20 protein-coding genes are annotated in these 26,884 nt (G+C 37.6%); 11 read left to right on the top strand and 9 right to left on the bottom strand.

What is annotated here, in order from left to right; all coding sequences use genetic code 11:
• Positions 1-180: 180 nt before the first annotated feature.
• A complete protein-coding gene (locus ACPDG9_RS06050; protein WP_430526863.1) occupies positions 181-2,220 on the bottom strand; it encodes a M4 family metallopeptidase in 2,040 nt (679 codons plus the stop codon).
• A 271-nt stretch (positions 2,221-2,491) separates the two neighbouring features.
• On the opposite strand from ACPDG9_RS06050, the gene ACPDG9_RS06045 reads away from it, so the two are divergent.
• Positions 2,492-3,463: a GNAT family N-acetyltransferase gene (locus tag ACPDG9_RS06045; protein WP_430526862.1), complete on the top strand. Its 972-nt coding sequence runs from the start codon at positions 2,492-2,494 to the stop codon at positions 3,461-3,463.
• 41 nt (positions 3,464-3,504) lie between these two features.
• Entirely contained in the window at positions 3,505-4,962 is a 1,458-nt protein-coding gene (locus ACPDG9_RS06040) for a PLP-dependent aminotransferase family protein (protein ID WP_430526861.1), read from the top strand.
• Between the two features lie 63 nt (positions 4,963-5,025).
• On the opposite strand, the gene dnaK is transcribed toward ACPDG9_RS06040, so the two are convergent.
• On the bottom strand, positions 5,026-6,936 hold the full coding sequence (gene dnaK / locus ACPDG9_RS06035) for a molecular chaperone DnaK (RefSeq protein WP_430526860.1): 1,911 nt from the start codon (positions 6,934-6,936) through the stop codon (positions 5,026-5,028).
• 405 nt (positions 6,937-7,341) lie between these two features.
• On the opposite strand from dnaK, the gene ACPDG9_RS06030 reads away from it, so the two are divergent.
• Positions 7,342-8,766, top strand: coding sequence for an L-serine ammonia-lyase (locus ACPDG9_RS06030; RefSeq protein WP_430526859.1), 1,425 nt, complete (start codon positions 7,342-7,344; stop codon positions 8,764-8,766).
• Between the two features lie 877 nt (positions 8,767-9,643).
• Positions 9,644-10,390 (top strand): hypothetical protein, encoded by a 747-nt coding sequence (locus ACPDG9_RS06025; protein WP_430526858.1) that lies wholly within the window; start codon positions 9,644-9,646, stop codon positions 10,388-10,390.
• A 493-nt stretch (positions 10,391-10,883) separates the two neighbouring features.
• On the opposite strand, the gene ACPDG9_RS06020 is transcribed toward ACPDG9_RS06025, so the two are convergent.
• The 3 genes from ACPDG9_RS06020 to ACPDG9_RS06010 all read right to left on the bottom strand — a co-directional run bounded on the left by ACPDG9_RS06020 (position 10,884) and on the right by ACPDG9_RS06010 (position 12,692).
• Positions 10,884-11,393, bottom strand: a complete 510-nt coding sequence (locus ACPDG9_RS06020) for a hypothetical protein (RefSeq protein WP_430526857.1) — start codon at positions 11,391-11,393, stop codon at positions 10,884-10,886.
• Positions 11,394-12,278: an RHS repeat domain-containing protein gene (locus ACPDG9_RS06015; RefSeq protein ID WP_430526856.1), complete on the bottom strand. Its 885-nt coding sequence runs from the start codon at positions 12,276-12,278 to the stop codon at positions 11,394-11,396.
• 168 nt (positions 12,279-12,446) lie between these two features.
• On the bottom strand, positions 12,447-12,692 hold the full coding sequence (locus ACPDG9_RS06010; RefSeq protein ID WP_430526855.1) for a hypothetical protein: 246 nt from the start codon (positions 12,690-12,692) through the stop codon (positions 12,447-12,449).
• Between the two features lie 58 nt (positions 12,693-12,750).
• Here ACPDG9_RS06010 and ACPDG9_RS06005 point away from each other — a divergent pair, with 58 nt between their 5' ends.
• The 4 genes from ACPDG9_RS06005 (at position 12,751) to ACPDG9_RS05990 (ending at position 18,434) form a co-directional block, all read left to right on the top strand.
• Positions 12,751-13,926, top strand: a complete 1,176-nt coding sequence (locus ACPDG9_RS06005; protein WP_430526854.1) for an SH3 domain-containing protein — start codon at positions 12,751-12,753, stop codon at positions 13,924-13,926.
• 59 nt (positions 13,927-13,985) lie between these two features.
• Positions 13,986-14,804, top strand: a complete 819-nt coding sequence (gene panB / locus ACPDG9_RS06000; protein ID WP_430526853.1) for a 3-methyl-2-oxobutanoate hydroxymethyltransferase — start codon at positions 13,986-13,988, stop codon at positions 14,802-14,804.
• Positions 14,805-14,881: 77 nt separating this feature from the next.
• Complete coding sequence (locus ACPDG9_RS05995; protein WP_430526852.1) at positions 14,882-15,577, top strand: RluA family pseudouridine synthase; 696 nt, start codon at positions 14,882-14,884, stop codon at positions 15,575-15,577.
• A gap of 319 nt (positions 15,578-15,896) precedes the next feature.
• Positions 15,897-18,434, top strand: coding sequence for a heavy metal translocating P-type ATPase (locus ACPDG9_RS05990; protein WP_430526851.1), 2,538 nt, complete (start codon positions 15,897-15,899; stop codon positions 18,432-18,434).
• Between the two features lie 532 nt (positions 18,435-18,966).
• Here the strand turns inward: ACPDG9_RS05990 and ACPDG9_RS05985 are convergent.
• Positions 18,967-19,272 (bottom strand): DUF6804 family protein, encoded by a 306-nt coding sequence (locus tag ACPDG9_RS05985; protein WP_430526850.1) that lies wholly within the window; start codon positions 19,270-19,272, stop codon positions 18,967-18,969.
• Positions 19,273-19,514: 242 nt separating this feature from the next.
• On the opposite strand from ACPDG9_RS05985, the gene gcvT reads away from it, so the two are divergent.
• Positions 19,515-20,597, top strand: coding sequence for a glycine cleavage system aminomethyltransferase GcvT (gene gcvT, locus ACPDG9_RS05980; RefSeq protein WP_430526849.1), 1,083 nt, complete (start codon positions 19,515-19,517; stop codon positions 20,595-20,597).
• Positions 20,598-20,696: 99 nt separating this feature from the next.
• Positions 20,697-21,407, top strand: a complete 711-nt coding sequence (locus ACPDG9_RS05975) for a YebC/PmpR family DNA-binding transcriptional regulator (RefSeq protein ID WP_430526848.1) — start codon at positions 20,697-20,699, stop codon at positions 21,405-21,407.
• 147 nt (positions 21,408-21,554) lie between these two features.
• Here the strand turns inward: ACPDG9_RS05975 and ACPDG9_RS05970 are convergent, their stop codons facing one another.
• From ACPDG9_RS05970 to ACPDG9_RS05960, 3 genes are all read right to left on the bottom strand, one after another.
• Positions 21,555-22,340, bottom strand: coding sequence for a hypothetical protein (locus ACPDG9_RS05970; protein WP_430526847.1), 786 nt, complete (start codon positions 22,338-22,340; stop codon positions 21,555-21,557).
• A 20-nt stretch (positions 22,341-22,360) separates the two neighbouring features.
• Positions 22,361-23,215 carry a KPN_02809 family neutral zinc metallopeptidase gene (gene ypfJ / locus ACPDG9_RS05965; protein WP_430526846.1) on the bottom strand — a complete coding sequence of 285 codons (855 nt, stop codon included), beginning with the start codon at positions 23,213-23,215 and terminating at the stop codon, positions 22,361-22,363.
• Between the two features lie 164 nt (positions 23,216-23,379).
• Positions 23,380-24,918, bottom strand: a complete 1,539-nt coding sequence (locus ACPDG9_RS05960) for a YifB family Mg chelatase-like AAA ATPase (RefSeq protein ID WP_430526845.1) — start codon at positions 24,916-24,918, stop codon at positions 23,380-23,382.
• A 764-nt stretch (positions 24,919-25,682) separates the two neighbouring features.
• Here ACPDG9_RS05960 and ACPDG9_RS05955 point away from each other — a divergent pair.
• Entirely contained in the window at positions 25,683-26,834 is a 1,152-nt protein-coding gene (locus ACPDG9_RS05955) for an efflux RND transporter periplasmic adaptor subunit (protein ID WP_430526844.1), read from the top strand.
• The last annotated feature ends 50 nt before the right edge of the window (positions 26,835-26,884 follow it).

The following is a 26,884-nucleotide window of genomic DNA, read 5'->3' as shown; positions in this document are numbered from 1 at the left end:
TGGAAATATACCAAAATATATCTAATATTTATTTAACAAAACATTTATCGCAAATATTTAACATTACCCACAAACAAATCCTCCGATAAACTAAACAATTAAGTGTCTGTATTAAAAAAATCAAGGCTTTACACTACAAAACAAAGAATGAAGCAAGAAAAGCCTTAACTTTTTTTTATACTATCTCACCACAATCTTCGTTGATATTTTTTTTGTATTACTTTCAAAAAACACAATATAAGTACCTGTTTTAAGCTGAGGAATATGAATTTTATTTTCTCCTTTTTCTACTGTAAAATCGGGGGTTGCTTTTTGCCCTGCCATAGTATAGAAAGCAACACTTCCTCTTTCCTCTTTGAGCAAGATGGTTAATTCTCCATTTGAAACAGGATTCGGATACATACTGAATACCTCTTCGCTCAATTCAAAGTCTTCGATTCCCATATTTTCTCTTGGCGTTTCCAATAAACCGACAGCATACCAAGCATCGTAAACAGCTAAATACTCTTCAGAATCTTCACCGAACAAGTCAGTTGCAGCCGTTAGCGTACCTGCTACTGCATCCGCGTATTGTGAATTACTTCCCAATTGACTCATCAAGGTGTGATAAGCAATTTTTTCTGCTTTTTGTATCCCTATTCCCGATACAATATAATCCTTCGCTGGAGTTACCACTTCGTTTTGTTCATTGAAAATAGGATCTGTCATTCCACTGCCTCCCTCAGCTAGCAAATAGTACCAGTAATTCATCACACCACTATTAACGTGTACACCGCCATTATCCCATGCTCCAGCCCTTGTATCAGCCCAGTTTTCTCCTAAATACGTATTGGGTTGTCTACTTGCTGGATGGTTGTTTTTAGGGTTTTGCATATTGCGCATATAGCTATAACCTGTAAAATTCACAATACCATCTCCGATAAGCCAATCGGCATCATCCGTAGCAAAATGCTCAATAGACGTTCCAAAAATATCCGCAAATCCTTCATTTAACGCCCCTGATTCACCTTGATAGACCAAACCACCACGTCCGTTATGTCCCACAACTAAATGACTGAATTCATGGCCTACAACATCCAAAGTAACCAACGGATTAAAATAACCTGATCCACGGCCAAACACTAAGAAATTTCCCCGGATATTATGCATGGCAAAGGCATTATCAGGAAAACCAGAGTTTGAATCCCCATCTAAAAAAATAGGATTGTAATACGCCGAAATCTCCCCGTCTTTTCCGTCAAAGCTATTCCTATGGTGTCTTTCTTTATAATAATCGTAGGTTCTTGTTAACCCCCAATGCAGATCATTTACAGGGCTTTGAGGAAAAGTAGGCGTTGACGATTCGATCAAGTCTCCTAATTCATCATAGAAATCCCAATCACTAGTCATATTTTCAGCATTGTATGTAGTGATATTACGCTCCGTATCAACCAGTTGATACTTGCCATTTACTGCTGTTAACTCCAAAGGTAAATTGGGGCGATAAAAGCCATTTCCACTACCTCTTACATTGGCATGAGCAATAAGAGAAACCTCGTTTACAATTGCTCCATCTTCCACATCAACAAACACATTTTTACTCATTAAGCGAAGACCACTGCTATCCTCTACGCGAATTTTATGCGCCAAGACAAAAAGCCCTTCCTCTTTTGTTGATTTGACAAAAACGGTTTCTATGGGGTAGTCTTGTGCTTGATCCCTTTTGATCTGATTCGCCTTCAACGCAATCTTCACCGCATTTTCTTTGGAAACAATCGGTCTTTTCTTGACATTGCTTCTCAAGCTATACGTGCTTTTCTTATTTTCAATGGGAATGATTGTACCATTTACCCCCGTTACACGGCCTTTAGCATCACTGTGTACAATAAACATCTGTCCTTCTACGGGATACTGTCCTACAAAATGTTGATAGGTGTTATGTACTTTACCTAACTCGTCTGTATAGCGGTGTATGAATTGAAACGTATTGGTTTCATTCATCCCAAAAAAAGATCGAGCTTGCGCTAGAAACTCTTTTTCCGTCCAATTGGATTTTTGATCCATTCGAATCACAAAGGAGCCATAGTCGTTTACTGGTGTATACGCAGGTAATTTCGGCTTGTAAACTTCTACCCCAACTGCTCGATCGTCCACCATTGAACTCGCATAACTACTACCTATCCATAAAAACGAAGCTAGTGCGACATATAAAATTGGAATGCGTACATAATTTTGTCTCATCAGTTATTTGTTATTTAGATTAAATTAAATTAAAGCCGAAATATACTACAAATTACCCGATCTATCGTTCACAAAACAACTACAACTAATTTTTAACACTCTCCTGTTCTTTTATCTCATTTTTCAAAACAAACACCTGTAATTTTCCATACTATTATTTCTTCTTTTAGAAAAAAGGTTTCTTTATAAGTTGTATTTTCTTTTCGATTTTTGCGTTTTCTTTCCCTATTTTTACGCTTTCGTCTTCATGCTAAAAAAACACCATTGAAATTTGAAAGTAGTACACTACAATACACGCCTAAAAAACGACTGGAACAACATGCTCCAACAGGCGACAAACGCCAGTTTTTTATTCCAACGCGAATTTATGGAGTATCACGGAGATCGCTTTTGCGATCACTCTCTTTTACTATACGAAGGTAAGAAGCTAGTGGCACTTCTTCCTGCTCATTTAGAAGATGGTGTCCTGTGTAGTCATTTTGGGTTGAGTTATGGGGGTATTATTCATGCCTCATCTTTGACTTTTACGCAGTTTATTGCCATTATAGAAGCCCTTGCTCAATATTGCAAACTACACGATATTTCATCGGTTATCCTCAATGAAATCCCCGTTATTTACAGTCAAACCCCTACCAATAACCTTGCCTTTTTAAGCAATGCCTTGCGTGGAAACTTACTCAGTGTACAACTGTTATCCACGTTGGATCTAGCAAGCCCTAACCCATTAAATACCAATAGAAAAAGAATGATACAAAAGGGTAAAAAACAAGGATATTACATCGCAGAAGACCCTTCGGCTACTTCTTTTTGGCAAGCTGTACTTGAGCCGCGTCTGCAAGCGCGCTATCACACTACTCCCGTACACTCACTTGAAGAGATTACACACTTGATGCAAGCTTTTCCAACTAACATCAAACAAATGAATGTGTACAACGCACAAGGGGAAATAGTTGGAGGAACAACCTTGTTTATACACCCTCAAGTCGTTCACTTACAATATATAGCAGGTAAAGAAGAAGACAATAAAAACGGAGCGCTTGATTTGCTTATGTACACCCTTATGGAGCAATACAAGTCAACGAAACGCTATTTTGATTTTGGCAGTAGCCACAGCAGTCCCAAACAACTCAATCCGGGTTTACTCTATTGGAAAGAGAGTTTTGGCGCGCGCAGTGTACCCCAGTATTGCTATGCCTTAACCGTTGAAAACCTTTTACAAGCGCCTGCATTAATCGGGAGATAATCCTTACTTTTGTAGGCATTGATTTTTGTTTGACTTGAACCATGGCACAATCGTTTTCCCTACCGTATAACCGCTTGATACAAATAGACAAAGCTTCTACAACGCCTGTTTATATGCAAATTGCCAATCAGTTTAGCAATGCCATTCAACGCAATATTATTCCCGTACAAACTAAATTACCAGGAAGCAGAAAATTAGCGGAACTCTTAGGGGTGAATCGCAATACGATTATTGCTGCTTTTGACGAACTCACTACACAAGGTTGGCTGGTAAGCTATCCCAATCAAGGAACGTTTGTTCATCATCCGAGAGAACAGGTACACCGCAATTCACATCCCTTTTCGCCAACTACTGCATATTCTTTTCGCACAGATAATCGCCTGGATTTACCTTATGAGCAACATACTTGTACCTACTACTTTACGGATGGTATCCCCGATATTCGCTTGGGACTTCAAGAAGAACTAGCAGCGATCTTTAGCGCTAATCTCAAGCGGAAACAACACAGTACATACTTTGATCCTTATACGAAAAAAGCGGAACTGCGTTTTAAAAAACAAGTGGTCAACTACCTTAACGTAACGCGAAATATTCAAGCAACTCCTGCAAATCTACTCACTACAACTAGTACGACCTCAGCTTTATATCTCTGTGCTAGATTATTACTCCAAGCAGGGGATCACGTAGCCATTAGTGAATACAGCTATTATGGCAGCAATGTCATTTTACAACATACAGGTGCTCAGTTGCACCCGATTCCCTTACACAAAGAGGGAATTGACCTCGCTGCCCTAGAAAAGTTGTGTCAACAAACGCCACTACGTCTCGTCTATTTAAGTAGCAACCATCAATATCCAACAACGGTTTCTCTTTCTGCACAACAGCAAATGAAATTGTTGCAACTGGCTCAACAGTATGGATTTATTCTCTTAGAGGATGATGTCAATTTTGATTTTCACTACAACCACACCCCTCCGCTTCCTTTAGTAAGTGGGGATACGAAAGGTTTGGTGATCTATCTTAGTTCAATTGGAAAGGCCTTGGCTCCAGATTTTACAACAGGCATTATCATTGCGCCGGAGAACCTCATCGCAGAATTAGAAAAACACAAAGCCTTACTGGAGAATCCAAATAACTTTTTTACAGCGCATACCTTAGCGGAATTAATAGAGGAAGGTACTTTATTTAGGCATCAAGTGAAGGTCAACCGAATCTACAAAGAAAGACGCGATTATTGCTGTCAAGTCTTGCGTACTTTATTGGGTGATCGCATTGAGTTTACAGTACCTGACGGGGATCTAGCCGTTTGGATTACCTTTACGCAACCGATCAATTTAATGCGTGTACGTACATTTTGCATACTCAATAACTTGTATATTCCCACGACTTTATTGTATCAAAGCAAAAAATTAACGGGCATGCGCTTGGGGTTTGCTCATCTTAGTTTAGATGAAATTGACCATTGCCTGTCTATTTTGCATCAAGCTTGTTTGGCGTAATAAAAAAAACCGAGCCTAAAAAGACTCGGTTCTTCCATTATAACTATAAAAACTTTAGGGTTCTTATTTTACTTCTTCGTACTCCACATCTTGAGGTCCTTCAGCATCTCCTCCACCTTGGTTAGCCCCTTGGTTTGGTTGAGCGTCTTGTGCACCTCCTTGTTGAGCCTCCGCTTGCGCTTTGTACATTTCTTCAGAAGCTGCTTTCCAAGCCTCATTGATTTTGTCTAAAGCTGGAGTGATTGTAGCTACGTCTTTTGTTTCGTATGCTTTTTTCAACTCCTCTAAAGCTCCTTCAATCGCCGTTTTATTTGCTTCCGATAATTTATCTCCAAATTCTTTCAATTGCTTGTCTGTTTGGAAAATCATCGCGTCAGCCTCGTTAATTTTATCCGCCGATTCTTTTGCTTTTTTATCTGCATCAGCATTTGCTTCTGCTTCTTTTTTCATTCTTTCGATTTCTTCTTCTGTCAATCCTGACGAAGCTTCAATACGAATGTCATGTGATTTACCTGTTCCTTTATCTGTTGCAGATACTTTGATGATTCCGTTAGCGTCAATATCGAACGTTACTTCAATTTGAGGCACCCCTCTTTGTGCAGGTGGAATACCGTCTAAGTGGAAACGACCAATCGTTTTGTTGTCATTTGCCATCGGTCTCTCTCCTTGTAATACGTGGATTTCAACAGATGGTTGGTTATCTGCAGCTGTAGAGAACACTTGTGATTTCTTCGTTGGAATTGTTGTATTCGCATCGATTAGTTTCGTAAACACACCTCCCATAGTTTCAATACCTAATGAAAGTGGTGTAACGTCTAATAACAATACGTCTTTTACATCTCCTGTTAATACCCCACCTTGAATAGCAGCTCCAATAGCAACTACCTCATCTGGATTTACTCCTTTGTGTGGTTTTTTACCGAAGAATTTCTCTACTTCTTCTTGAATTCTTGGGATACGTGTTGATCCACCTACTAAGATTACCTCATCGATATCCGATTTTGACAATCCAGCATCTTTTAATGCTTTTTCACAAGGGATCATTGAACGACGTACTAAATCATCTGACAATTGTTCGAATTTCGCTCTTGTCAACGTTTGTACCAAGTGTTTCGGTCCTGAAGCTGTAGCCGTGATATACGGTAAGTTGATCTCTGTTTGTGTAGCAGATGACAACTCTACTTTTGCTTTCTCAGCAGCTTCTTTTAAACGTTGTAATGCCATTGCATCTTTGCGTAAATCTACACCTTCTGCACTGTTAAATTCTTCTGCTAACCAGTTGATGATTACGTTGTCAAAGTCATCCCCTCCTAAGTGTGTATCTCCGTTTGTAGATAGTACTTCAAATACTCCATCACCTAATTCTAAGATCGAAATATCAAATGTACCTCCTCCTAAATCGTATACAACTACTTTTTGATCTTTTCCTGTTTTGTCTAATCCGTATGCTAAAGCAGCCGCTGTTGGCTCGTTAATGATACGTCTTACTTTTAATCCTGCAATTTCACCTGCTTCTTTTGTTGCCTGACGTTGTGCGTCATTAAAATACGCTGGTACCGTAATTACAGCTTCTGTTACTTCTTGTCCTAAGAAATCTTCTGCTGTTTTCTTCATCTTTTGCAAAGTCATGGCAGAAATTTCTTGCGGTGTGTATAAACGTCCGTCAATATCAACGCGAGGGGTATCGTTATCTCCTTTCACTACACTGTAAGGTACAGCTGTAATTTCTCCAGGGATTTGGCTGAATTTTTCACCCATGAATCGCTTGATAGACGCTACTGTTTTTGTAGGGTTAGTTACTGCCTGACGTTTTGCAGGGTCTCCAACTTTAATTTCTCCTCCTTCAACAAATGCTACAACTGAAGGGGTTGTTCTTTTACCTTCCGCATTCGTGATTACTACTGGCTCGTTACCTTCCATTACAGAAACACATGAGTTCGTAGTTCCTAAGTCAATACCAATTATTTTACTCATAATATGTTTATCGTTTATCTTTTATACTTAATTTTCCTTATTCGTTTTTTGAACCTCAGGCTCGCTTACTAATAGTCAATCTTTGTGCCAAGAACAATTTGTGTCATTTCTGACTCTTTTTTTGTGCAATTTTATTTCCCACAATGCCACTTTGTCACAAAACAAGTCATTCCTCCTCATTTTACCACCAACTTCGTCAGATTTACTGACAGGTATTTTTCCACACTATTCCCATCTATTCTCTTAAATACCTATTGTTTCCACTCCTTCTCTTCCAATTTATACCGAATTCAATGTACAATTCATCGACTAAAACTTTAATTAGGGTATACGTTAAATCCAAATCCGACCGTTGTGACTCCGCACTTTTTACTTATCTTCGTAACGATTAAATCATGCAACATTATGGAATGTATATCTGTTTTTGATATGCTCAAGATTGGCGTTGGACCTTCGAGCTCACACACATTAGGTCCTTGGAGAGCCGCAGAGCTTTTCTTGAAAGAACTAAAAGAACGTCACCTATTTACCCAAGTGCAAGAGCTAACCATTGACTTATTTGGTTCGCTTTCTTTAACAGGTGTTGGACACGCAACGGACTTGGCAGTTATGCTAGGACTTAGCGGTGCCGATCCTGAATATGTTCCCGTAGAAAATATCAGCGCTATTATAGCCGAAATTAATACGACTAAAACCATCAATTTAGGAGCGGAAATACTCCTTACTTTTGATCCTAAAGTCCATATCGTTTTCAATAAAAACTTCTTGCCTTTCCATGCCAATGGGATGACCTTTACGGTACAAACAAAAACAGGAGAAACGTATGCTTCTACTTTTTACTCGATTGGCGGTGGATTTGTCGTAAAAGAAGAAAGTGCTGCAAATGTAAAAAACGATGAGATAAAGGCGAATTTTCCTTATCCTATCGACAAGGCTACGGAACTGTTAGCCTACTGCAAAGAACAAAATATGACGGTTTCTCAACTGGTTTATGAAAATGAAAAATCTTTGCGCAGTGAGGATGAGATTCACCGTGAACTAATGCGCGTGTGGAACACCATGCTCGAGTGTATGTACATCGGTTGTCATACGGAAGGGGTTTTGCCTGGGGGACTCAATGTTCGCAGACGTGCGTATGATTCACACCAAAACCTCAAAAGCGATTTGCCTTACACCAATCCACAGGAATGGTTGCAAACAATCCGCAAAACAAAAGTATACTTCCGCCAAATCTTGAAATGGGTAAGTTGCTTTGCGCTAGCGGTTAATGAGGTAAATGCTGCTCTAGGACGTGTGGTTACCGCTCCTACCAACGGAAGTGCAGGTGTGATTCCGGCGGTATTGATGTACTACTTAGTGATCGAAAACCACAAAGCCAGCGAAAAAGAAATTAAACAATTCTTACTCGTTGCGGGTGAAATTGGCAGTATCTTCAAAAAAGGTGCGACTATCTCAGCTGCTATGGGTGGTTGTCAGGCAGAAATTGGCGTTTCTAGTGCAATGGCCGCTGGTGCATTGTGTGAATTAATGGGTGGTTGTCCGGAACAAGTGATGATGGCGGCAGAAATTGCCATGGAACACCACTTAGGTCTAACTTGTGATCCTATTGGAGGCTTGGTGCAAATTCCGTGTATCGAACGCAATGCTATGGGTGCCATTAAAGCAATTAATGCTGCTGAATTAGCATTGGATACAGACCCTAAAAATGCTAAAGTACCGTTGGATAAAGTAGTGAGTACTATGTGGGAAACGGCTAAAGACATGAACAACAAATACAAAGAAACTTCTGAAGGCGGATTAGCTGTAGCAGTGAACTTATCGGATTGCTAGATTGGTTTACAGTTAACGGTTAACGGAAAATATTCATAAGAAAGATAAACCATCCCTTTGTAGGGGTGGTTTTTTTGTTGTTTGTTTGGTGTTTGGTGAGGTAGTGAGTTTCTCATTGAGACAACAAACAAACAAACAAACAAACAAACAAACAAACAAACAAACAAACAAACAAACAAACAAACAAACAAACAAACCTCAATTTCTGCAACTCCCAGCCAACAACGAACAAAAAATCTAAGTCTACTGATAACCGATAACTGATAACTTTGATTTACACGATAGGTAGCAAGTAGGAGTTAAGTATACTATGTATCAAAGGTGACTTAATGGTGTATCTATAGTGCGTCTATTCAAAACAGTCTTTTTAATGGAGGTACTATGGACACACCATGGACTCACTATGGACACACCCCTTATAAAACCCCTTATAAACCCCCTACAAAACACAACCCATTCTACTACTCTATTTGTACCGTTCTTTTAGACAGGTCTGCTGCTTGTGATACCACAAAAATTACAAACTATTTTATAAAACAAACCCCGTTAATCCTTCGACTAACGGGTTTTTATTTTTTATTTAGGCGCACGGATTGCACCCGAGGCTTTAGCCGAATTGAACGAAGTTCAATCCGTGCGATTGGGTAGAACACTGATCAAGGCAAATCAGTAAAAATCAAACACAAACCACAAATTTCGTTCACAAAAGAAATAACCACCTAAAAATCAGTGTTTTAAATTTTAAATTAAAAATAAAAATACTTTATTTTACAATGATTATGTCATCTAGCCTAGTCGTTTAATCATGTGACTTACAATTTGAAGATAAATTCCTTCCTATTGAAATTCACACCGTATTAATCTAAAAATATAAACCATGAAAAAAGTATTAAATCTATTGCTGATTAGCCTATTGTTTTTGAGTTTTAGCTGTCAAAAGGACGATGTAGCAGAAATAAGGAGTTATGCTGAAGATTCAAGAATATTGCAAAATTTTGTATCGATTGACAAAAAGAACTTAACTTATTACTTGAATCTAAATGCTAAAAGTGACTTTTTAAAGCTGCTTCCGACTAGTACGATTAACCAATTAGACAAAGTATCAGAGGAGCATTTCACGCGATTTAAAAGCGAAATAAGCCAAGTAAATGCATTTTTACAAAACGAGATTAAAAACGGAGCTTCCTATGTTGAGATGAATACGACTAGTGACCGCTACTTCAAAGAAATAAACACGAACGGAATTCACCTTTTACAAAAGAATATCACTCCCGCTTCCGGCAAATTAGAAGCAGGAGCTGAAATTGGCAATGTCTTTTTTTATAGAACAGGAGAAGCTTCTTCCCCCGAACATTTTATGGGAAAAGACCATGTCAATGCTCAAATAAATATAAATGGTTCTATAAACAGTATTTCAGCTACCCTTTTATGCCATACAGGAACGAGTCCTCAAGGTTCAGCAAACAATTCTTCCTTACTTGTGCTATCTTCTATGTCAGGTTTTTATTCTGGAACTTTTAATTGGGTCAATAACGAATCGGGAGATCCTGTCAATTGGACGTTCGAAGGAAAACTAAACACTGCGGATTTTTCTGTGTTGGGCTATGCCACGCTTACAGATTAATTTCCTTTTGTGCTAGTTTTATTGGCGGTTTAGGGTGGGTAGATAGATTAAAGGAAGGAGAAAAAAACACCTATTACGACAAAGAAACAGAGCAACACATCAACGATATACAAAAAATGGATGACGAAACTAAAAAACATGTTCAATGTCATTGATCCCGATAGCGTGGATTTACAATCCGTGCCTTTCTATACCTCATACATGCTATGTTCACTTCAAAACTCACAATAAACCTAAGGCTTTAGTCGAACGTCTTGAAATTAAATCCGTGGGCTCGCTCAACTTACAAAACCAACTACCCCCATAAAAGTAGGATTTTATTTGATTAAAAAAGACTACTAAAAAAATCACAAGCTATTTTATAACACAAAACCCGCTAATCTTTCGACTAGCGGGTTTTTCATCCTTTATAATTTATGCGCACGGATTGCACTCGAGGCTTTAACCGAAGGGCTTGAAGTTAAATCCGCGCGATCGGGGTTGGGGTGGTGTTTTATTCTTCGTCAATAACGACTACTTTTTTTGTTACTCTTACTTCATCTTCTATCCATCTTATCATCTCTTCACCATTACTATTTTTTTCTTCCAAATCAATTAAAACTACATCATTTATTAATCCATCAATATATGTAGTACCTAATTTTTTAAATTTCAACAAAAAATCAATAGTTCTATTATCATAAGCTCCAAAAGTATCTTTAACAATACTTTTAAGATATTTATAATCATAATCAACTGTTTCGGTAGTTGTCATAATTAATCTCACATACCTATTTTTACCTTTAACACCAAATTTAGTCGTTACAGAATCTAAGCTACTATTGTAGTTAATTAATCCGAAGTACTCTTTACCAATAATAACTGTATCTGGAAAAATCATCTCATACCTAATTCTATTATTTGTTTCAATTTTACTCTCATTTTTTAGTGCATTTTTATTATTACATGCTCCTAAAAACAGTAATAAAATTACTAAACAATTTAAATATTCTTTTTGTATCATTTATCTACTATTTTTTAAATCTCTTAATCTCATTGCTTTTAACGAATCATTGGTATTATTTTTAATTACAACATGTCCATTACCTTTTACTACTGAAGTATCTCTTGGATACGGTGTATGAATTACAGAAGCATTATTTCCTATTCGATCAGTTGCACTATAATCTATTCGTTGCATTGTAACTCTATCTGTAGTAGGCACAACAGGCACTATTGGTTGTGGTGAAATCGATTGATTATTTGCTTTAGGCGCAAAAGTATTACTTCCATCAGGCGCAACTCCAGGTAACACTGTTTCAGGCCCAAATACATCCATGGCAAAAATCATTAACACCGTCATATCTACCCATGGGGTAAATCGGCTTCCTTTTGGAGCTTCCCAAGGAGATGACTTGCCGCCTTCCATTGTAAAACTTAATCCATTAAAGACTCCTCCATTTAATTTTGACATAGTATCATCTTTACCAAAAATAAATTCATGATGACACGACACACAATTTTCACTTCCCGAATCAATCGATTGATGTGTTCCATCAGCATTATAAATTGTTTTATCACCAATTATTGCACTTCCATAGTACCATCCATCAGGTGTATTAGTTCCATCATAACTTTCACTAAATTTTGCTTCACCTGATTTTTTATTAATAATCCACCCATCAGCTGCCATCCCCGTAGGATCAATCAAATTAATCGGATTATTGTGTACATAATGATACGGATTCCAAGCCGGAAACTCTTCCGCCAACGGATCCACATTCATCCATCGACCAATTGCGGCATCATAGTTCCTTGCACCGTAATCGTACAAGTTTAATCCTAACTCATCCTGTAATTCAGCACTACGTGCGGTATTTTCACCTAAAGCTAAACGCTTTATTCTCAATAATCATTGTATTGATACTTATATTTTTCTCCAATGGTATTATTCTTCTCGTTATAGCCACGATGTGCCAAGCCAAAAGGATAATAGTTCGTTTCTTCAATGATCTCACCAACATCTATTTTGTCGTTTTTATTCGCATCGGATTAAGTAAAGCATTATAACCTAATGTTAAAGATAACTAACTTTTGCATTGTAAATAGACTTTGGTAAACGAATACGAAAATACTTCAACAATAAAGTCTTATCCCATATCATGAATAGCGCGGATTTAAGGTGCAAATCCGCGCGATCGGGTTTTCTCTCTATCTCCCTAGAGTATACTTGTAAGTAATTCATCATCAATTGCAACCTCTTCCCCACCTCCCCAGAAATAGTGAAATTCAGCCATCCCTTGCATTTTTCTATTTTCAGCATTGATTTTTTTAGCACATTTGCGCTCTCAATTAACGATATTGAATAATAGAACAACCGTATGAAAACACTCGTTCACACCTTGCTGATCTGCTTATCTTTACACGCAGTAGCACAAGCACAGACCCTTTACACCACCAAACCCACAGAAGCTTACAAAGACAAAGCAGGAACGCAAAAAGCGGGAATCTTCATCTCCAATGCGCACCTGTCTTACTATGAAAAAATCAACAAGCGCTTGGTGCAAATTGACCGCGATTATGAGAGTCCGCTTTATATTGTGGATACCCAAAATTTAAGCGAATACTACACTGAAGATTCTCCTGAAGCTCCCACCCCTTTAATCGAGTTAGATGAATACTATGGATCTCCCCATCTATTTACAACCGTTGCGGGTTTAAAAGTACGCGAATATCCCAGCAGTACAGCAGCTGTATTGGGAACCGTTTTAATTGGTACAGCGGTTGCTATGGAGTTTTATCCGTATGATAAAAACGCTTGGGTGCCGATTCCCTACAAGGAAGGTTACGGCTATGTATCTGTACAGTATTTAGGAGAACGCCCTGTAATGAGCGAATTAATTCAAGCATATAAGACGGCAACTGACGTCAGTGAACAACGCAAATATGCGGAGCGCATCTTAGAATTGGGATGGAATAGCGAAGAGGCAACAACGCAAAAAGCGATTCAACTCTACATCGACTTCGCTACGAAGCAGGAGGAGACAGACAAGGTAGCGCTATTAAAAATGCAATTAGAAGTATTGAAAGCCATGCCTAAAATAGACGATTCTTCTAAAGTCAACAAGCTAATTAAAAAAGGACAATTTGGTTTTGCCTTAAAGGGAAAAATTGAACCAACAGATGGTTTTGATCTCGATTGGATTCACACTTATTTAGGGTATCCTATCGATGAATCGGCTAATTTAGAAGATTGTGCCTTGGGCGATTATGAAGGTAATTCCTACTTCAATTCAGCAGAATTCATTACGCATGATTTATACCATACCTACAAAGTAAGGAAAATGGATATGATCAATCAAAATGGTTTTATCATCAACAACCACCTTTTGGAACAGTATACAACAGAAACGATGTTCCTTCAACTAGCCAAGGGACTAATTACCACAATCGATCCCGTAGAACACCTCTATTACATTGCGGTGGAAGATGTTCTCTACAGTTTTGAATTCTACAATAATGAATTATTGCGAATAGAATTGATTTATTACTGCTAATTTTTTTATTTGAAGTCTTTTTACTCTACTTTTACAAGGAATTACAAAATAAACAACAAATGTCAGTAGCAAAGAAAGATTATAAAAAAGTGACTACTAAGTCGCTAATTGATATGAAAGCCAATGGAGAAAAAATATCAATGCTTACTTGTTATGATTACTCAATGGCCAAAGTTTTAGAAGCTGGTGGAATTGACGTGATGCTAGTTGGAGATTCTGCTAGTAACGTTATGGCGGGACACGAGACGACCTTGCCAATTACACTAGATCAGATGATATACCATGCACAATCGGTCGTACGAGGTGCTGATAGAGCGCTTATTGTCGTGGATTTACCTTTTGGTTCTTACCAATCTGATCCCAAAGAAGCGTTGCGTTCTTCGATTCGAATTATGAAAGAAAGTGGTGCACATGCGGTGAAAATGGAAGGTGGTATTGAAATAAAAGAGGGAATTAAGCGCATTTTAGAGGCGGGTATTCCAGTAATGGGGCATTTGGGATTAACACCACAATCTATTTACAAATTCGGAACTTATACTGTACGAGCAAAAGAAGAGGAAGAAGCAGAACAATTGATGAAAGACGCTAAGATGTTAGAGGAAATCGGATGTTTTGCTGTCGTATTGGAAAAGATTCCAGCATCGTTAGCGAAAAAAGTTGCAGAGAGCATTTCGATTCCCGTAATCGGTATTGGAGCAGGAAATGGCGTAGATGGGCAAGTGTTAGTGATCCACGATATGATTGGATTAACACATGAATTCAACCCAAAATTCTTACGTCGTTATTTAAATATTTTCGATCAGATGAAAGAAGCTGTTGCTCAATACGTTGACGATGTAAAAGCGGTAGACTTCCCCAATGAAAATGAGCAATACTAAGCTGTTTTTGCACAAAATATACCTACAAAAATATCCTTTTACATTTAAAAGGATATTTTTGTTTTAAATTACACCCTATGAAAGTTGTTACTACTCCAGATAATCTACAAATCCTACACGAAGACAATCATATTATTGTTGTCAATAAACGCGTAGGTGATTTAGTACAAGGCGATCAAACTGGTGATATGCCGTTAAGTGAAATCGTAAAACACTATATAAAGAAAAAATACAATAAACCGGGAGAGGTTTATTTAGGAGTAGTCCATCGTTTAGATCGCCCTACTTCGGGTCTGGTTGTATTCGCAAAAACCTCAAAAGCACTGACGCGTTTAAACGAGTCTTTCAAAAATAGAGAAACGAAAAAAACGTATTGGGCTGTGGTGAAAGATGCACCACCGAAAGTAGAAGACACACTAGAACACTACTTGGTACGCAATCCCAAAAATAATACATCCAAAGCCCATCACAAAGAAGTTTCCAATAGCAAAAAAGCGAAGTTGACCTATCGATTATTTCATCAATTAAAGTCGTATTCCGCCTTGGAAATTGATCTACATACAGGTCGTCACCACCAAATCCGCTGTCAGTTAGCAGCGGTAGGATGCCCAATCAAAGGAGATCTCAAATACGGTGCAGATCGCAGTAATCCCGATGGAGGTATTCACCTACACGCAAGAGCTCTGACCTTTACACATCCCGTAACGAAAGAAGTCTTGACAATTGTTGCTCCTACACCAGCAGATGTGATTTGGGATGCGATAAACAGTTAACGGTGAACGGTGAACAGTGAACAGTGAACGGTTAACAGAAGAATATCGATAAAAGAAAAACCATTCCTTTTGTAGGGTGGTTTTTTTTTGGAGAGAAGAGACAGTACCTAATGTTCGTTGTTCGTTATTTGTCGTTATCACCCCTTTCTATCTCATCTATTTATACTGGTTTTGGTATTCAATAAATCTACGCTGCACTCCGATTTCTTCTCTCTTCTTTCTTTCCTCTTTCCAAAATAATATAAGCCTTTCCAAAAATTATATAACAGTTACTCCTTAAAAAGGGCGAACTTAGTATATTGAAAAAACATCTAATTTCATGAAAAAAATATACAAAGTAAGTGGCATGAGTTGTGATGGTTGTCGTACGAAAGTTGAAAAAACGCTCAATGAAGTCCACGGTGTTCAAGCGACTGTTTCCTTAGAACACGAACAAGCAGACTTAGATTTACATCACGATATTGATACCCTAACCCTACAGAAGGCATTACTTCAAAAGGGGAACTACATTTTACAAGAAGTAATCACCAAAGCGGATGGCACACAGGAAGTACTTCCCCCCATCGAACTAAGTGAAGAAGATCACTTTCACCAAGAGATTCCAGCAGATATGATGGATAAAGCAGGGAAATACTTTTGTCCGATGCTATGTGAGGGGGAGAAAGTCTACGATACCAATGTAGGTTGCCCCGTATGTGGAATGAATTTAGAACAAATTCCTGCGGCTAAGGTAGAGCAAACGGTTTACTACTGTCCGATGTTATGTGAAGGCGATAAAACCTATGACGAAGCAGGATCTTGTCCGGTTTGTGGGATGGATTTGGTGGCCAAAACTATACATATTGAACCCGAAGACACCACCTATCCCAAGATGTTGCGCAAATTAAAATACGCGATTCTTTTCACCTTACCTGTATTTATCTTATCAATGGGCAGCATGTTGCCGGGCGATCCGATTGGAAAAATAATTCCCATGCACCTCAACAACTACATCCAATTGATTTTTACGATTCCTGTAGTCTATATTTGCTGGACGTTTTTCCAACGCGCTTGGGTTTCCTTTAAAACGTGGAACCTCAATATGTTTAGCTTAATTGGATTGGGTGGTGCTGCTGGTTTACTATTTAGTGTAGTGGCGCTATTCTTTCCTTCTCTTTTTCCTGAAGACTTTAAAGGAGAGCACGGGATTCACTTGTATTTTGAGTCAGTAGCCGTTATTTTGACCTTGGTAATGTTAGGGCAAGTAATGGAAGCCAAAGCCCATAGTAGAACCAATACTGCCATCAAAGAATTACTCAAACTATCACCTACGGAAGCAACGCGCATCAATGAAAACAACATAGAAGAAAAAGTAGCCATTGAATCCATTTTAAAACACGATAAATTACGTGTAAAACCAGGAGAAAAAATACCCGTGGATGGAATAATCCTCGAAGGGCATGCTACTATTGATGAATCCATGATTACGGGAGAACCTATTCCCGTAGAAAAAACAAAAGATGACAAGGTTGTAGCAGGAACGATCAACAGCAATACCGCATTTATTATGCAAGCAGAAAAAGTTGGTAAAGACACCTTGCTTGCTCAAATTATTGACATGGTAAACAACGCCAGTCGCTCTAGAGCCCCGATTCAGAAATTAGCAGATAAAGTATCTACATATTTTGTTCCAACGGTAATCTTGATTGCAATTGTGACTTTCGTTCTGTGGAAATTCTTTGGTCCGGAACCGCGATTAGCTTATGCTTTCATCAATGCTTTAGCGGTGTTGATTATTGCTTGTCCTTGTGCTTTAGGACTAGCTACTCCGATGTCTATTATGGTAGGAATAGGTAAAGGAGCACAAAACGGAATCCTCATTAAAAATGCAGAAGCCTTAGAAACGGCCAATAAAATAAATGTATTGATTACGGATAAAACCGGTACGCTAACCGAGGGAAAACCTTCTATTGAAAAGATTGTTTCTACCCAAAAAGACTATGAAACCCAAACCCTATTACAACTCACTGCCTCTTTAAACCAAAATAGTGAACATCCTTTAGCCTTAGCTTTCACACAAGCAGCTAAAGAAAAGGAAATTGCGTTAACACCAGTTAAGATGTTTGCTAGTGTAACGGGGAAAGGAATTCAAGGTATTGTAGATAAAAAGCGTATTTCACTAGGTAATGCTGCTTTAATGGAGTCCTTGCATGCATCAGTAAGCGAAGAATTACTAGCGGAAGTAACGGCTATCCAAAAAGAAGGAAAAACAATTTCTTATATCGCAGAAGGAGCTATGGTCATCGGCTATGTAGTGATGCACGACAAAATCAAAGCCTCTAGTTTAGCGACAATCGAAAAACTAGGCCAACAGGGAATCGAGGTGATTATGATCACAGGAGATAACCACAACACGGCACAAGCTGTTGCTAAGCAATTAGGAATTAAACACTTCATTGCAGAAGCTCTTCCAGAAGACAAATTAAATGCAATAAAAAAACTGCAAGAAGAAGGTAAAGTTGTAGCGATGGCTGGAGACGGAATCAACGATGCCCCTGCCCTTGCACAAGCGAATGTAGGAATCGCTATGGGAACCGGAACAGATGTTGCTATTGAAAGTGCAGAAATTACGCTATTACAAGGTGAAATAGACAAAATCCCACAAGCGATTAAACTGAGTCACAACGTAATGAAGAATATTAAAGAAAATCTATTCTTCGCCTTTATTTACAACAGTATTGGTATTCCTATTGCAGCTGGTATTTTATTCCCTTTTTTCGGGATCGTGCTTTCACCTATGATCGCTGCCGTTGCGATGAGTTTTAGCTCCGTTTCTGTTATTGCAAATTCACTGCGTCTGAAAAATACGAAGTTGTGAGAGAGATCGTTGTTAGTCGTTAGTCGTTAGTTGTTAGTTGTTAGTCGTAAAGATTATCATTTAGAGACACTATACCAAATAACCGATAACCGATAACTCATAACCGATAACTCATAACCGATAACTCATAACCGATAACCAAAAAGGGTTGCTTCACAGCAACCCTTTTTCAATTTCTTTCGCATTCGTTCTATTCTCAAACCAAGTCCCCACAAAGTAAAAAGAATCACTAAACACGTTTTTAACAACTAATAAAAAATACAGTAATACATTTATTTACCCTATGCAAGATACAAAAAAAATATAATAACCAAATATTTTAATATAAAAATTATATAAAAAATCAAAATATTAGTAAAATTAAAACATTTACCCCTTCTCAAACCTTTATTTACTAGATAAAGTAAAAAATAAATTCTACAGCTAAACCGTTCTTTGCTTGTCTTTCTCTTTTTTTTTTACCCATAAAAAAGCCTACTCCCTAGGGGGAATAGGCTTTTTTTATCAATATTTCTTGTATATTAACTTTTCATTAAATAGCTTTGCTAAGCTTGCGTTTAGCAGTAAACATGGTAATAGCTAGAAAGGCGATAATTGCTCCGTGTAAAACCATCCATACCGTTGATCCGAAAGGCAAAGGAACGAAAGGTTGAAACAAGATAATTAAAGCAATGTAAAGTCCAGTAGCTTTGATATTGGCTTCCACATGTGAATTATAAGCTAGGATTCCGAATAATGCAATTAAGATGAATTTTGTCAATTCATAAAAATCATTTGGCACACTTAACATCCCTGTTACTAACAATAAAATTGCGCCTATTTTTAATCCTTTTTCCATAGTTTCTATTTTTTTAAAATATAGTGCAAAGATACAACCTAACAAGCTGAAAACCAAGTTGAAAAGGTTTTTTCGAAAATTCAAAATAAATACATCATTCCTCCACAAACAATCAATTTTTATCTTAATTATGTTGTAAATATCTCAATTTCAATACGCATTTATTGAATATAAAATCCTTCTTTCAAATCCAATAAAATTAGTTTACTTTAGCGCTATTATTAAAATTGATATACAACACGATGAAACAAGTAACTTTAAATCACATTCACGAAGGTTTAGGAGCTAAGATGGTTCCATTTGCAGGTTTTTCAATGCCTGTTCAATACGAGGGTGTAAATGCAGAACACGAAACGGTAAGAAACGGTGTAGGAGTATTTGATGTATCTCACATGGGAATCTTCAAATTAACTGGACCCAATGCTTTGCCCTTAATTCAAAAAGTTACTTCAAACGACGCGTCTGTTCTCGTTGATGGAAAAGCACAATACTGCTACTTCCCTAACGAAAAAGGAGGTGTAATCGACGATATCATCACGTATAGAGTAAGTGAAAATGAATACCTTATGGTGGTTAACGCTTCTAATATCGATAAAGATTGGACGTGGATCAACCAGCATAATGATGTAAATGCAACAGTTGAAAACTTGTCTGACAGCTACTCTATCTTGGCTATCCAAGGACCTAAAGCTGTTGAGGCTATGCAAAGCTTAACTTCCGTAAATTTAAGTGAGCTTAAATTTTACAATTTTACAATTGACACTTTCGCTGGAGCAAAAGACGTAGTAATTTCTGCAACTGGATATACAGGTTCGGGTGGATTTGAAATTTACGCGAAGAATGAGGATATTGAGATGATCTGGAACAAGGTTTTTGAAGCTGGTGCAAACTGGGGAATTAAACCAATCGGATTAGCTGCTCGTGATACATTGCGTTTAGAAATGGGGTATTGTTTATACGGAAATGAACTAAATGACGAAATTTCTCCTCTAGAAGCGGGATTAGGTTGGGTAACGAAATTTACCAAAGACTTCATCAGTTCGGATCTTTTAAAAGCACAAAAAGAAGCGGGATTAAAAAACAAACTAGTAGGTTTCGAATTAATCGGAAAAGGAATTCCAAGACACGATTACGAAATTGTTGATGCAACTGGTGCAGTAATCGGAAAGGTTACTTCTGGTACGATGTCTCCCTCTTTAGGAAAGGGAATTGGAATGGGATATGTAACCCTTGCTCATGCAGCAGAAGGAAGTACAATCTTTATCCGCATTAGAAAAAATGATGTTGAAGCAAAAGTGGTGAAAACACCCTTTTACAAAAAATAATTCAAACAAAAATTAGGGGCTTAAAATAAGCCCCTCTTTTTTATGATATATTTTTTTTATCTTTTATTTTTGCATTATTAAATCAAGTTATAAATTATTATGGGAAGAGCGTTTGAATTTAGAAAAGGACGTAAGCTAAAACGTTGGTCTGCTATGGCAAAAACGTTTACGAGAATTGGTAAGGATATTGTGATGGCTATTAAAGAAGGCGGACCTAACCCTGAAACGAACTCTCGCTTACGTGCAGTTATGCAAAACGCTAAGGCAGCTAATATGCCGAAAGAAAACGTTGAGCGTGCAATAAAACGTGCTACAGACAAAGACACAGAAAACTATAAAGAAGTAATGTTTGAAGGATATGGTCCACATGGTATTGCTTTCTTAATCGAATGTGCTACAGATAACAATAACCGTACAGTTGCAAATATTAGAAGTTATTTCAATAAATGCAATGGTACGCTAGGTACTTCTGGATCTGTTGAGTTCATGTTTGATCATACGTGTAACTTTAGAATACCTACAGATTCTAATCGAGATCTAGAGGAATTCGAATTGGAATTAATCGATTTTGGAATTGACGAAATATTTGAAGATGAGGATGGTGTAATGATCTATGCTCCTTTTGAAAGTTTTGGTGCAATCCAAAAAGAATTAGAAGGCAGAAATATTGAAATCTTATCTTCAGGATTTGACCGTATTCCACAAGTTACAAAAGAATTATCAGAAGCGGAACAAGCCGATGTTGATAAACTACTCGAAAAAATTGAAGAAGACGACGACGTGCAAAACGTATTCACGACAATGGCGTAATCTTTATCTTATAAAAAAAGCTTTCTTTTTAGGGAAGCTTTTTTGTTTTGCGTTTAGCGTTGAGTTGGCCGTGGGTCGTTAGTTGAAATACAAAAGCCCTGTTTTCTATAGAAACAGGGCTTTTGTATTTGTTCTAATCAGAAGAAACTATTGTGCTTTTGCTTCTTCTAAATTGTAACCGATAATCTGTTTATACAATGTAAAATAGATCGAGAATAAGTACGGTAGCGTAATAACGATACCAATTAAAAAGAAAAACAAGCCCGAGAATACTAAAAAGTAATTGAGTATTACAGTCAATATAATGGGAATCGGTTGTTTGTTTACAACTTGAATACTCGTTTTAATCGCAGCTAAAGGCGACATACGTCCAAAAATAATCAAGGGAGTAACGAATAGCGTTAGGATATTCACTAACCAGTTGATAATAATCGAAACCATTTCCAATTGATACTCTTTAAGCAGAACAGAGAAAACAGTAAAAAACAAGGTAATAGTTCCCTGAGCCATAAACACATACAGTCCTCTTATGCTGAAAAAATACTTAAAAACACTGATAAAACGCGGTGTTTTACCAAGTGCAGCCTCAGCGTTTATTTTGTAAAAGCCTGCAATGAGTATACTAGATAACGCAGAAAAAATAACCGCAGAAATCAAATACGCATACAAAAGAGGTGGTTGAGAAAGCTGGTTGGTCAGTTTAATTACTTGTTCTTGAATTTCAGCTGGAGTAGCCGATTCATTAATATCAGTTAGTTGAGTTAAAGCAATCGATCCTAAGAATGAAACAAAGAAGAACGATAATAAGAGGCTGACAACAACGAGTAGTATTGTTTTTTTGTAGTAAAATGCAGCTTCTCGCATAACAAGAAATGGTTGAATATTGTATCCTTCGTCTTTTATTCTTTGAATAGTTTGTTTTAATTGGTCCATTAGTTTGTTTAAGTAAGTTATTATTTAATGAAATCGAATGTATTGCCTTGGTTGATGTCTCCTGTTTGGTAGCCTTTCATAAACCACTCTTTGCGTTGTTGAGAAGTACCATGTGTAAAAGAATCTGGATTTACTTGTCCTGAAACTCTTTTCTGAATAGCATCATCTCCTACGGCTTCTGCAGCACTTAGGGCAATATCGATATCTTTCGGTTCTAAGTATTTCTGGGCGTGTTTAGCCCACACACCTGCGTAAAAATCAGCTTGAAGCTCTTGAGCCACCGATAGTTTATTGGCCTCTTTTTTCGATAAACGTTGTTGTTTTTCCCATACCTTGGCATTGGTACCCATTAAGTTTTGAATGTGATGCCCTACTTCGTGCGCTATAACATAAGCAACGGCAAAATTACCTCGTTCAGCGCCAAAGCGTTGGTGAAGCTCTTCAAAGAAGCGCAAATCCATGTAAACCGTTTGATCTGCCGGACAGTAGAAAGGACCAACACTAGCTTGTGCATGACCGCATTTGGTTTGCACTTGGTCGTCAAATAAGACTAAGGTAGGCTCTTGATAAATTTGTCCCTGTTGATCAAAAATAGCATGCCAAACATCTTCCGTATATCCAAACATATAAGAAACCATTTCACCCATTTCTATTTCTTCAGCATCGAGTGTACGTGTTTCTACTTGCTCCGTTGTATTCCCTTGGTTGAGCTGTTCTAATACCGGTGCAATTTGCTGTCCTGTTTCCCCTCCAAAGATAACAAGTAGCATCGCTATGATACCTATTAACCCTCCGCCAATAGCGGTTTTTCCTGCCATAGACTTTCCTCTTCTGTCCTGAACGTTTTTACTTTTTCTGCCACTTCCCCATTTCATAATAGTAGTTTATTTTTCGTAAATGTATGAAAAAAAGAGAGAGGAAATGGGAACGTAACGAAAATCGAAACGAAGTTGTTCGTCGTTTGTTGAGACGATGAGGCGGTGAGACCGCACAAAATCTCTACAATCAACGACCAACGACGAACAACCACTAACGCTCCTCAACTAAACCACCCTTCACGGTCTAAGCTTCTGTACTGAATTGCTTCTGCAATATGATGGGATAAAATAGCTTCTTGCCCCTCTAAATCGGCAATGGTTCTCGCTACTTTTAAAATGCGATCATAGGCACGAGCTGATAGGTTCAATCGATCCATCGCAACTTTGAGTAATTGCAGTGACTCTGAATCTAAGAAACAGTATTCTCTCAATAATGGTGTTGTCATTTGCGCATTATAATGAACACCAAGATGAGAGCGAAATCGTTCTATTTGTCTTTTTCGAGCTTCAATTACGCGTTTTCGGATTGCTTCACTGGGTTCTGCTAGCTGCTTATCTGCTAATTTTTCAAAGGGTACTGGATTGACCTCAATATGTAAATCAATGCGATCCAACAAAGGTCCTGATATCTTGTTGATATACCTTTGCATTTCTGCTTGGGTAGATTGCACTTGGCTTCCTGGTTCATGAAAGTAACCACTAGGACTAGGATTCATACTCGCTACGAGCATAAACGACGAAGGATAGGTAAGGGTAAACTTTGCACGAGAAATCGTCACTTCACGATCTTCCAAAGGTTGTCGCATAACCTCTAAAACTTCTCGTTTAAATTCGGGTAATTCATCTAAAAATAAAACGCCATTATGTGCTAGTGATATTTCTCCAGGTTGAGGATAACTTCCCCCGCCCACTAAAGCAACGGAAGAAGCAGTATGATGCGGATTGCGGAATGGACGAACGCGAATTAATCCTTTGTCTTTCGCCTTCCCCACTACACTGTGAATTTTAGTTGTTTCTAGTGATTCTTCTAACGTCATTGGTGGCAAAATACTAGCTAATCTTTTGGCTAACATCGTCTTACCCGATCCTGGAGGACCTATTAAAATGATATTGTGTCCGCCTGAAGCAGCGATCTCCATGGCGCGCTTAATACTCTCTTGTCCTTTAACATCCCTAAAATCGCGATCTAACAATTCTTCTTGATTGAGCATATCCGCCTCAAAATCCAATCGATAAGGCTCTACTTGTACTTTTCCTTCAAAAAAAGCAATGACTTCCCCTATGTTAGTAACCCCATAGACTTCAAGTCCATCAACTACTGCTGCTTCTTTTTGATTCTCGACGGGTAAAATGATTCCCTTAAAACCTTCTTCTTTAGCCTTAATAGCAATAGGTAATGCCCCATTTATCCCTTGTAAAGTACCATCTAATGACAATTCCCCCATAATAACGTAATGCCCTTCCTCTACTTTCATCTTGAGTTGACCCGAAGCAATCAAAATTCCCATGGCTATCGGCAAATCATATGCAGAGCCTTCTTTTCGCATATTAGCTGGTGCGAGATTAATTGTGATTCGCTTTCCCGGTAATCGATATCCGTTATTCGACAAAGCTGCTGCAATGCGATAGGAACTTTCCTTAATCGCATTATCCGCCAAACCTACTAAATAGTAACCAATTCCCTGATCTACATTTACTTCTATCGTGATCGTGGTAGCATCGATCCCAAAAACCGCACTTCCGTATATTTTAGTTAACATCTCTTCTTTTTAGAATTCAACAATAACGCATGCAAAATGTATTCCTAATTTGAAGAAAGTAGGGAAATAATTGTTCGTTGTTCGTTGTTCGTTGGTTTTCGTTTAAAGAAAATACATTCTATTTCTGCAAAATCTACTGTTAACCGTTAACCGTTAACTGAAACGCATGGATACAAAAAAAGTTCACTACCAAACGATACTGAACTTTTTTTATAACATTACAATTTATACTTTATCTTATTCACCTGATTTAGTGTAGGGTTAGAAGGTGAAGAAATCACAACATCTTGGTTGTCGAAATGCATCTTTCTATATCAGAGAATTAAACCTAAAGGTAAGGACTATAATATTAAAAAACAAAGGCAACACCCTACAACAATTAAACAAATAGTATCTTATTTTTGAAATAAACCGATATAGAACTAAAAATCAAACGCTTTCAAATCTATTTCCTTCTCTATTTTTGTTAAATTTGCGATTCTATTTTAATACAAAAATCAAAAAATAATCTTAACTTAATTGGTACAATATGTAGAGTTGTAGAACACATCCCCAACTTTCAACATATTTATTGGATACATTTTTTTTAAAAGCAGGTATATTTATTCAAAATAAACATCTTACAATCCTTAAAATCACTCATTTACAATAAAAAACAGGATTACTATGCATCTACTTCCATTTTTTGGCACTCTAGTTGAATAAATACTAGTAATCGAAGGAATTAATTCATCACCTACAACAATTAAATAAATAGTATGAAAATGATCACAAATAAAAAAGTGTTTTTTATTGGTTTTGCAGCACTACTCCTAATCGGAACATTAGTTGCAATCAATAGTTGCAATATTGGCAATTCAAAGACACTAGATCCGAGAGAAAATGCAATTGCACTACCTATTATCCAAGTTGATACAACAACAGCTATAACCATTAAAGATTATATCGGAAATATCGAGGGAAAAATCAATGTTGAGATTCGCCCGCAAGTGGAAGGTACACTGGATAAAATTTTTGTGGATGAGGGAGCTTATGTACAAGAAGGACAGCCGTTATTCCAAATCAACCCACAACCTTATCAAGAGGTGCTCAATAATATGATTGCGACTGAAAATGTAGAGAAAGCAAAATTAAAAAATGCGCAACTCGAAATAGATCGCTTAAAACCGTTAATCGACAATGAAGTAATTGCGGAAGTACAATTGGAGACAGCTAAATCAAACTATGAAATTGCCCGAGCTTCTTTAGCAAAGGCTACAGCTGCAGTTGCTAGTGCGCAAATCAATTTAGATTACACAACGATAAAAGCTCCTGTTAGTGGTTATATTGGTCGTATGCCCAAGCGTATTGGGAACTTAGTCAATAAAGGAGACAAAGAACCGCTAACCGTATTAACGGATGTAAGTGAGGTTTATGTGTACTTTGGAATGAGTGAATCTGATTTTCTTTACTTTACCAAAGACGCTAAGAAATCAGATGGTACACGTATTACTTCATCAGGACAAATCTTACCTGAAGTGACTCTAATCTTAGCGGATGGACATGAATACGGCGAAAAGGGAAAAGTAGATATGGTTAATGGACAAGTGAATCGAAATACAGGTTCAATATCGCTACGTGCTTCTTTCCCCAATTCACAAGATGTAATGCGTTCAGGAAATACGGGAACGATTAAATTGCAAGAAACAAAAGCGCATGTTATCCTAATTCCACAGGAAGTGACGACATCCATACAGGATAAAACTTTTGTTTATCTGTTGGATTCGGATGATAAAGTGAAATTACAAGCAATTCAATTAGATGGTGTTTCGGGAACGAATTACATTGTCTCTGAAGGGCTTCAAATTGGTGATCGCGTGATCAAAACTGGATTTGACAAATTAACAGAAGGAATGTTTGTAAAAGCGATAAACTAATTGCTTCACTCCTATCTCTTTATTTTCACCTCTACTAAAATTTAAAAAGT

It is taken from the genome of Myroides sp. C6-3, from assembly GCF_050522425.1.
Classification (GTDB): domain Bacteria; phylum Bacteroidota; class Bacteroidia; order Flavobacteriales; family Flavobacteriaceae; genus Flavobacterium.
Note: the sequence above shows the minus strand (reverse complement) of the source record. Positions and strands in the feature narration are given on the sequence as shown.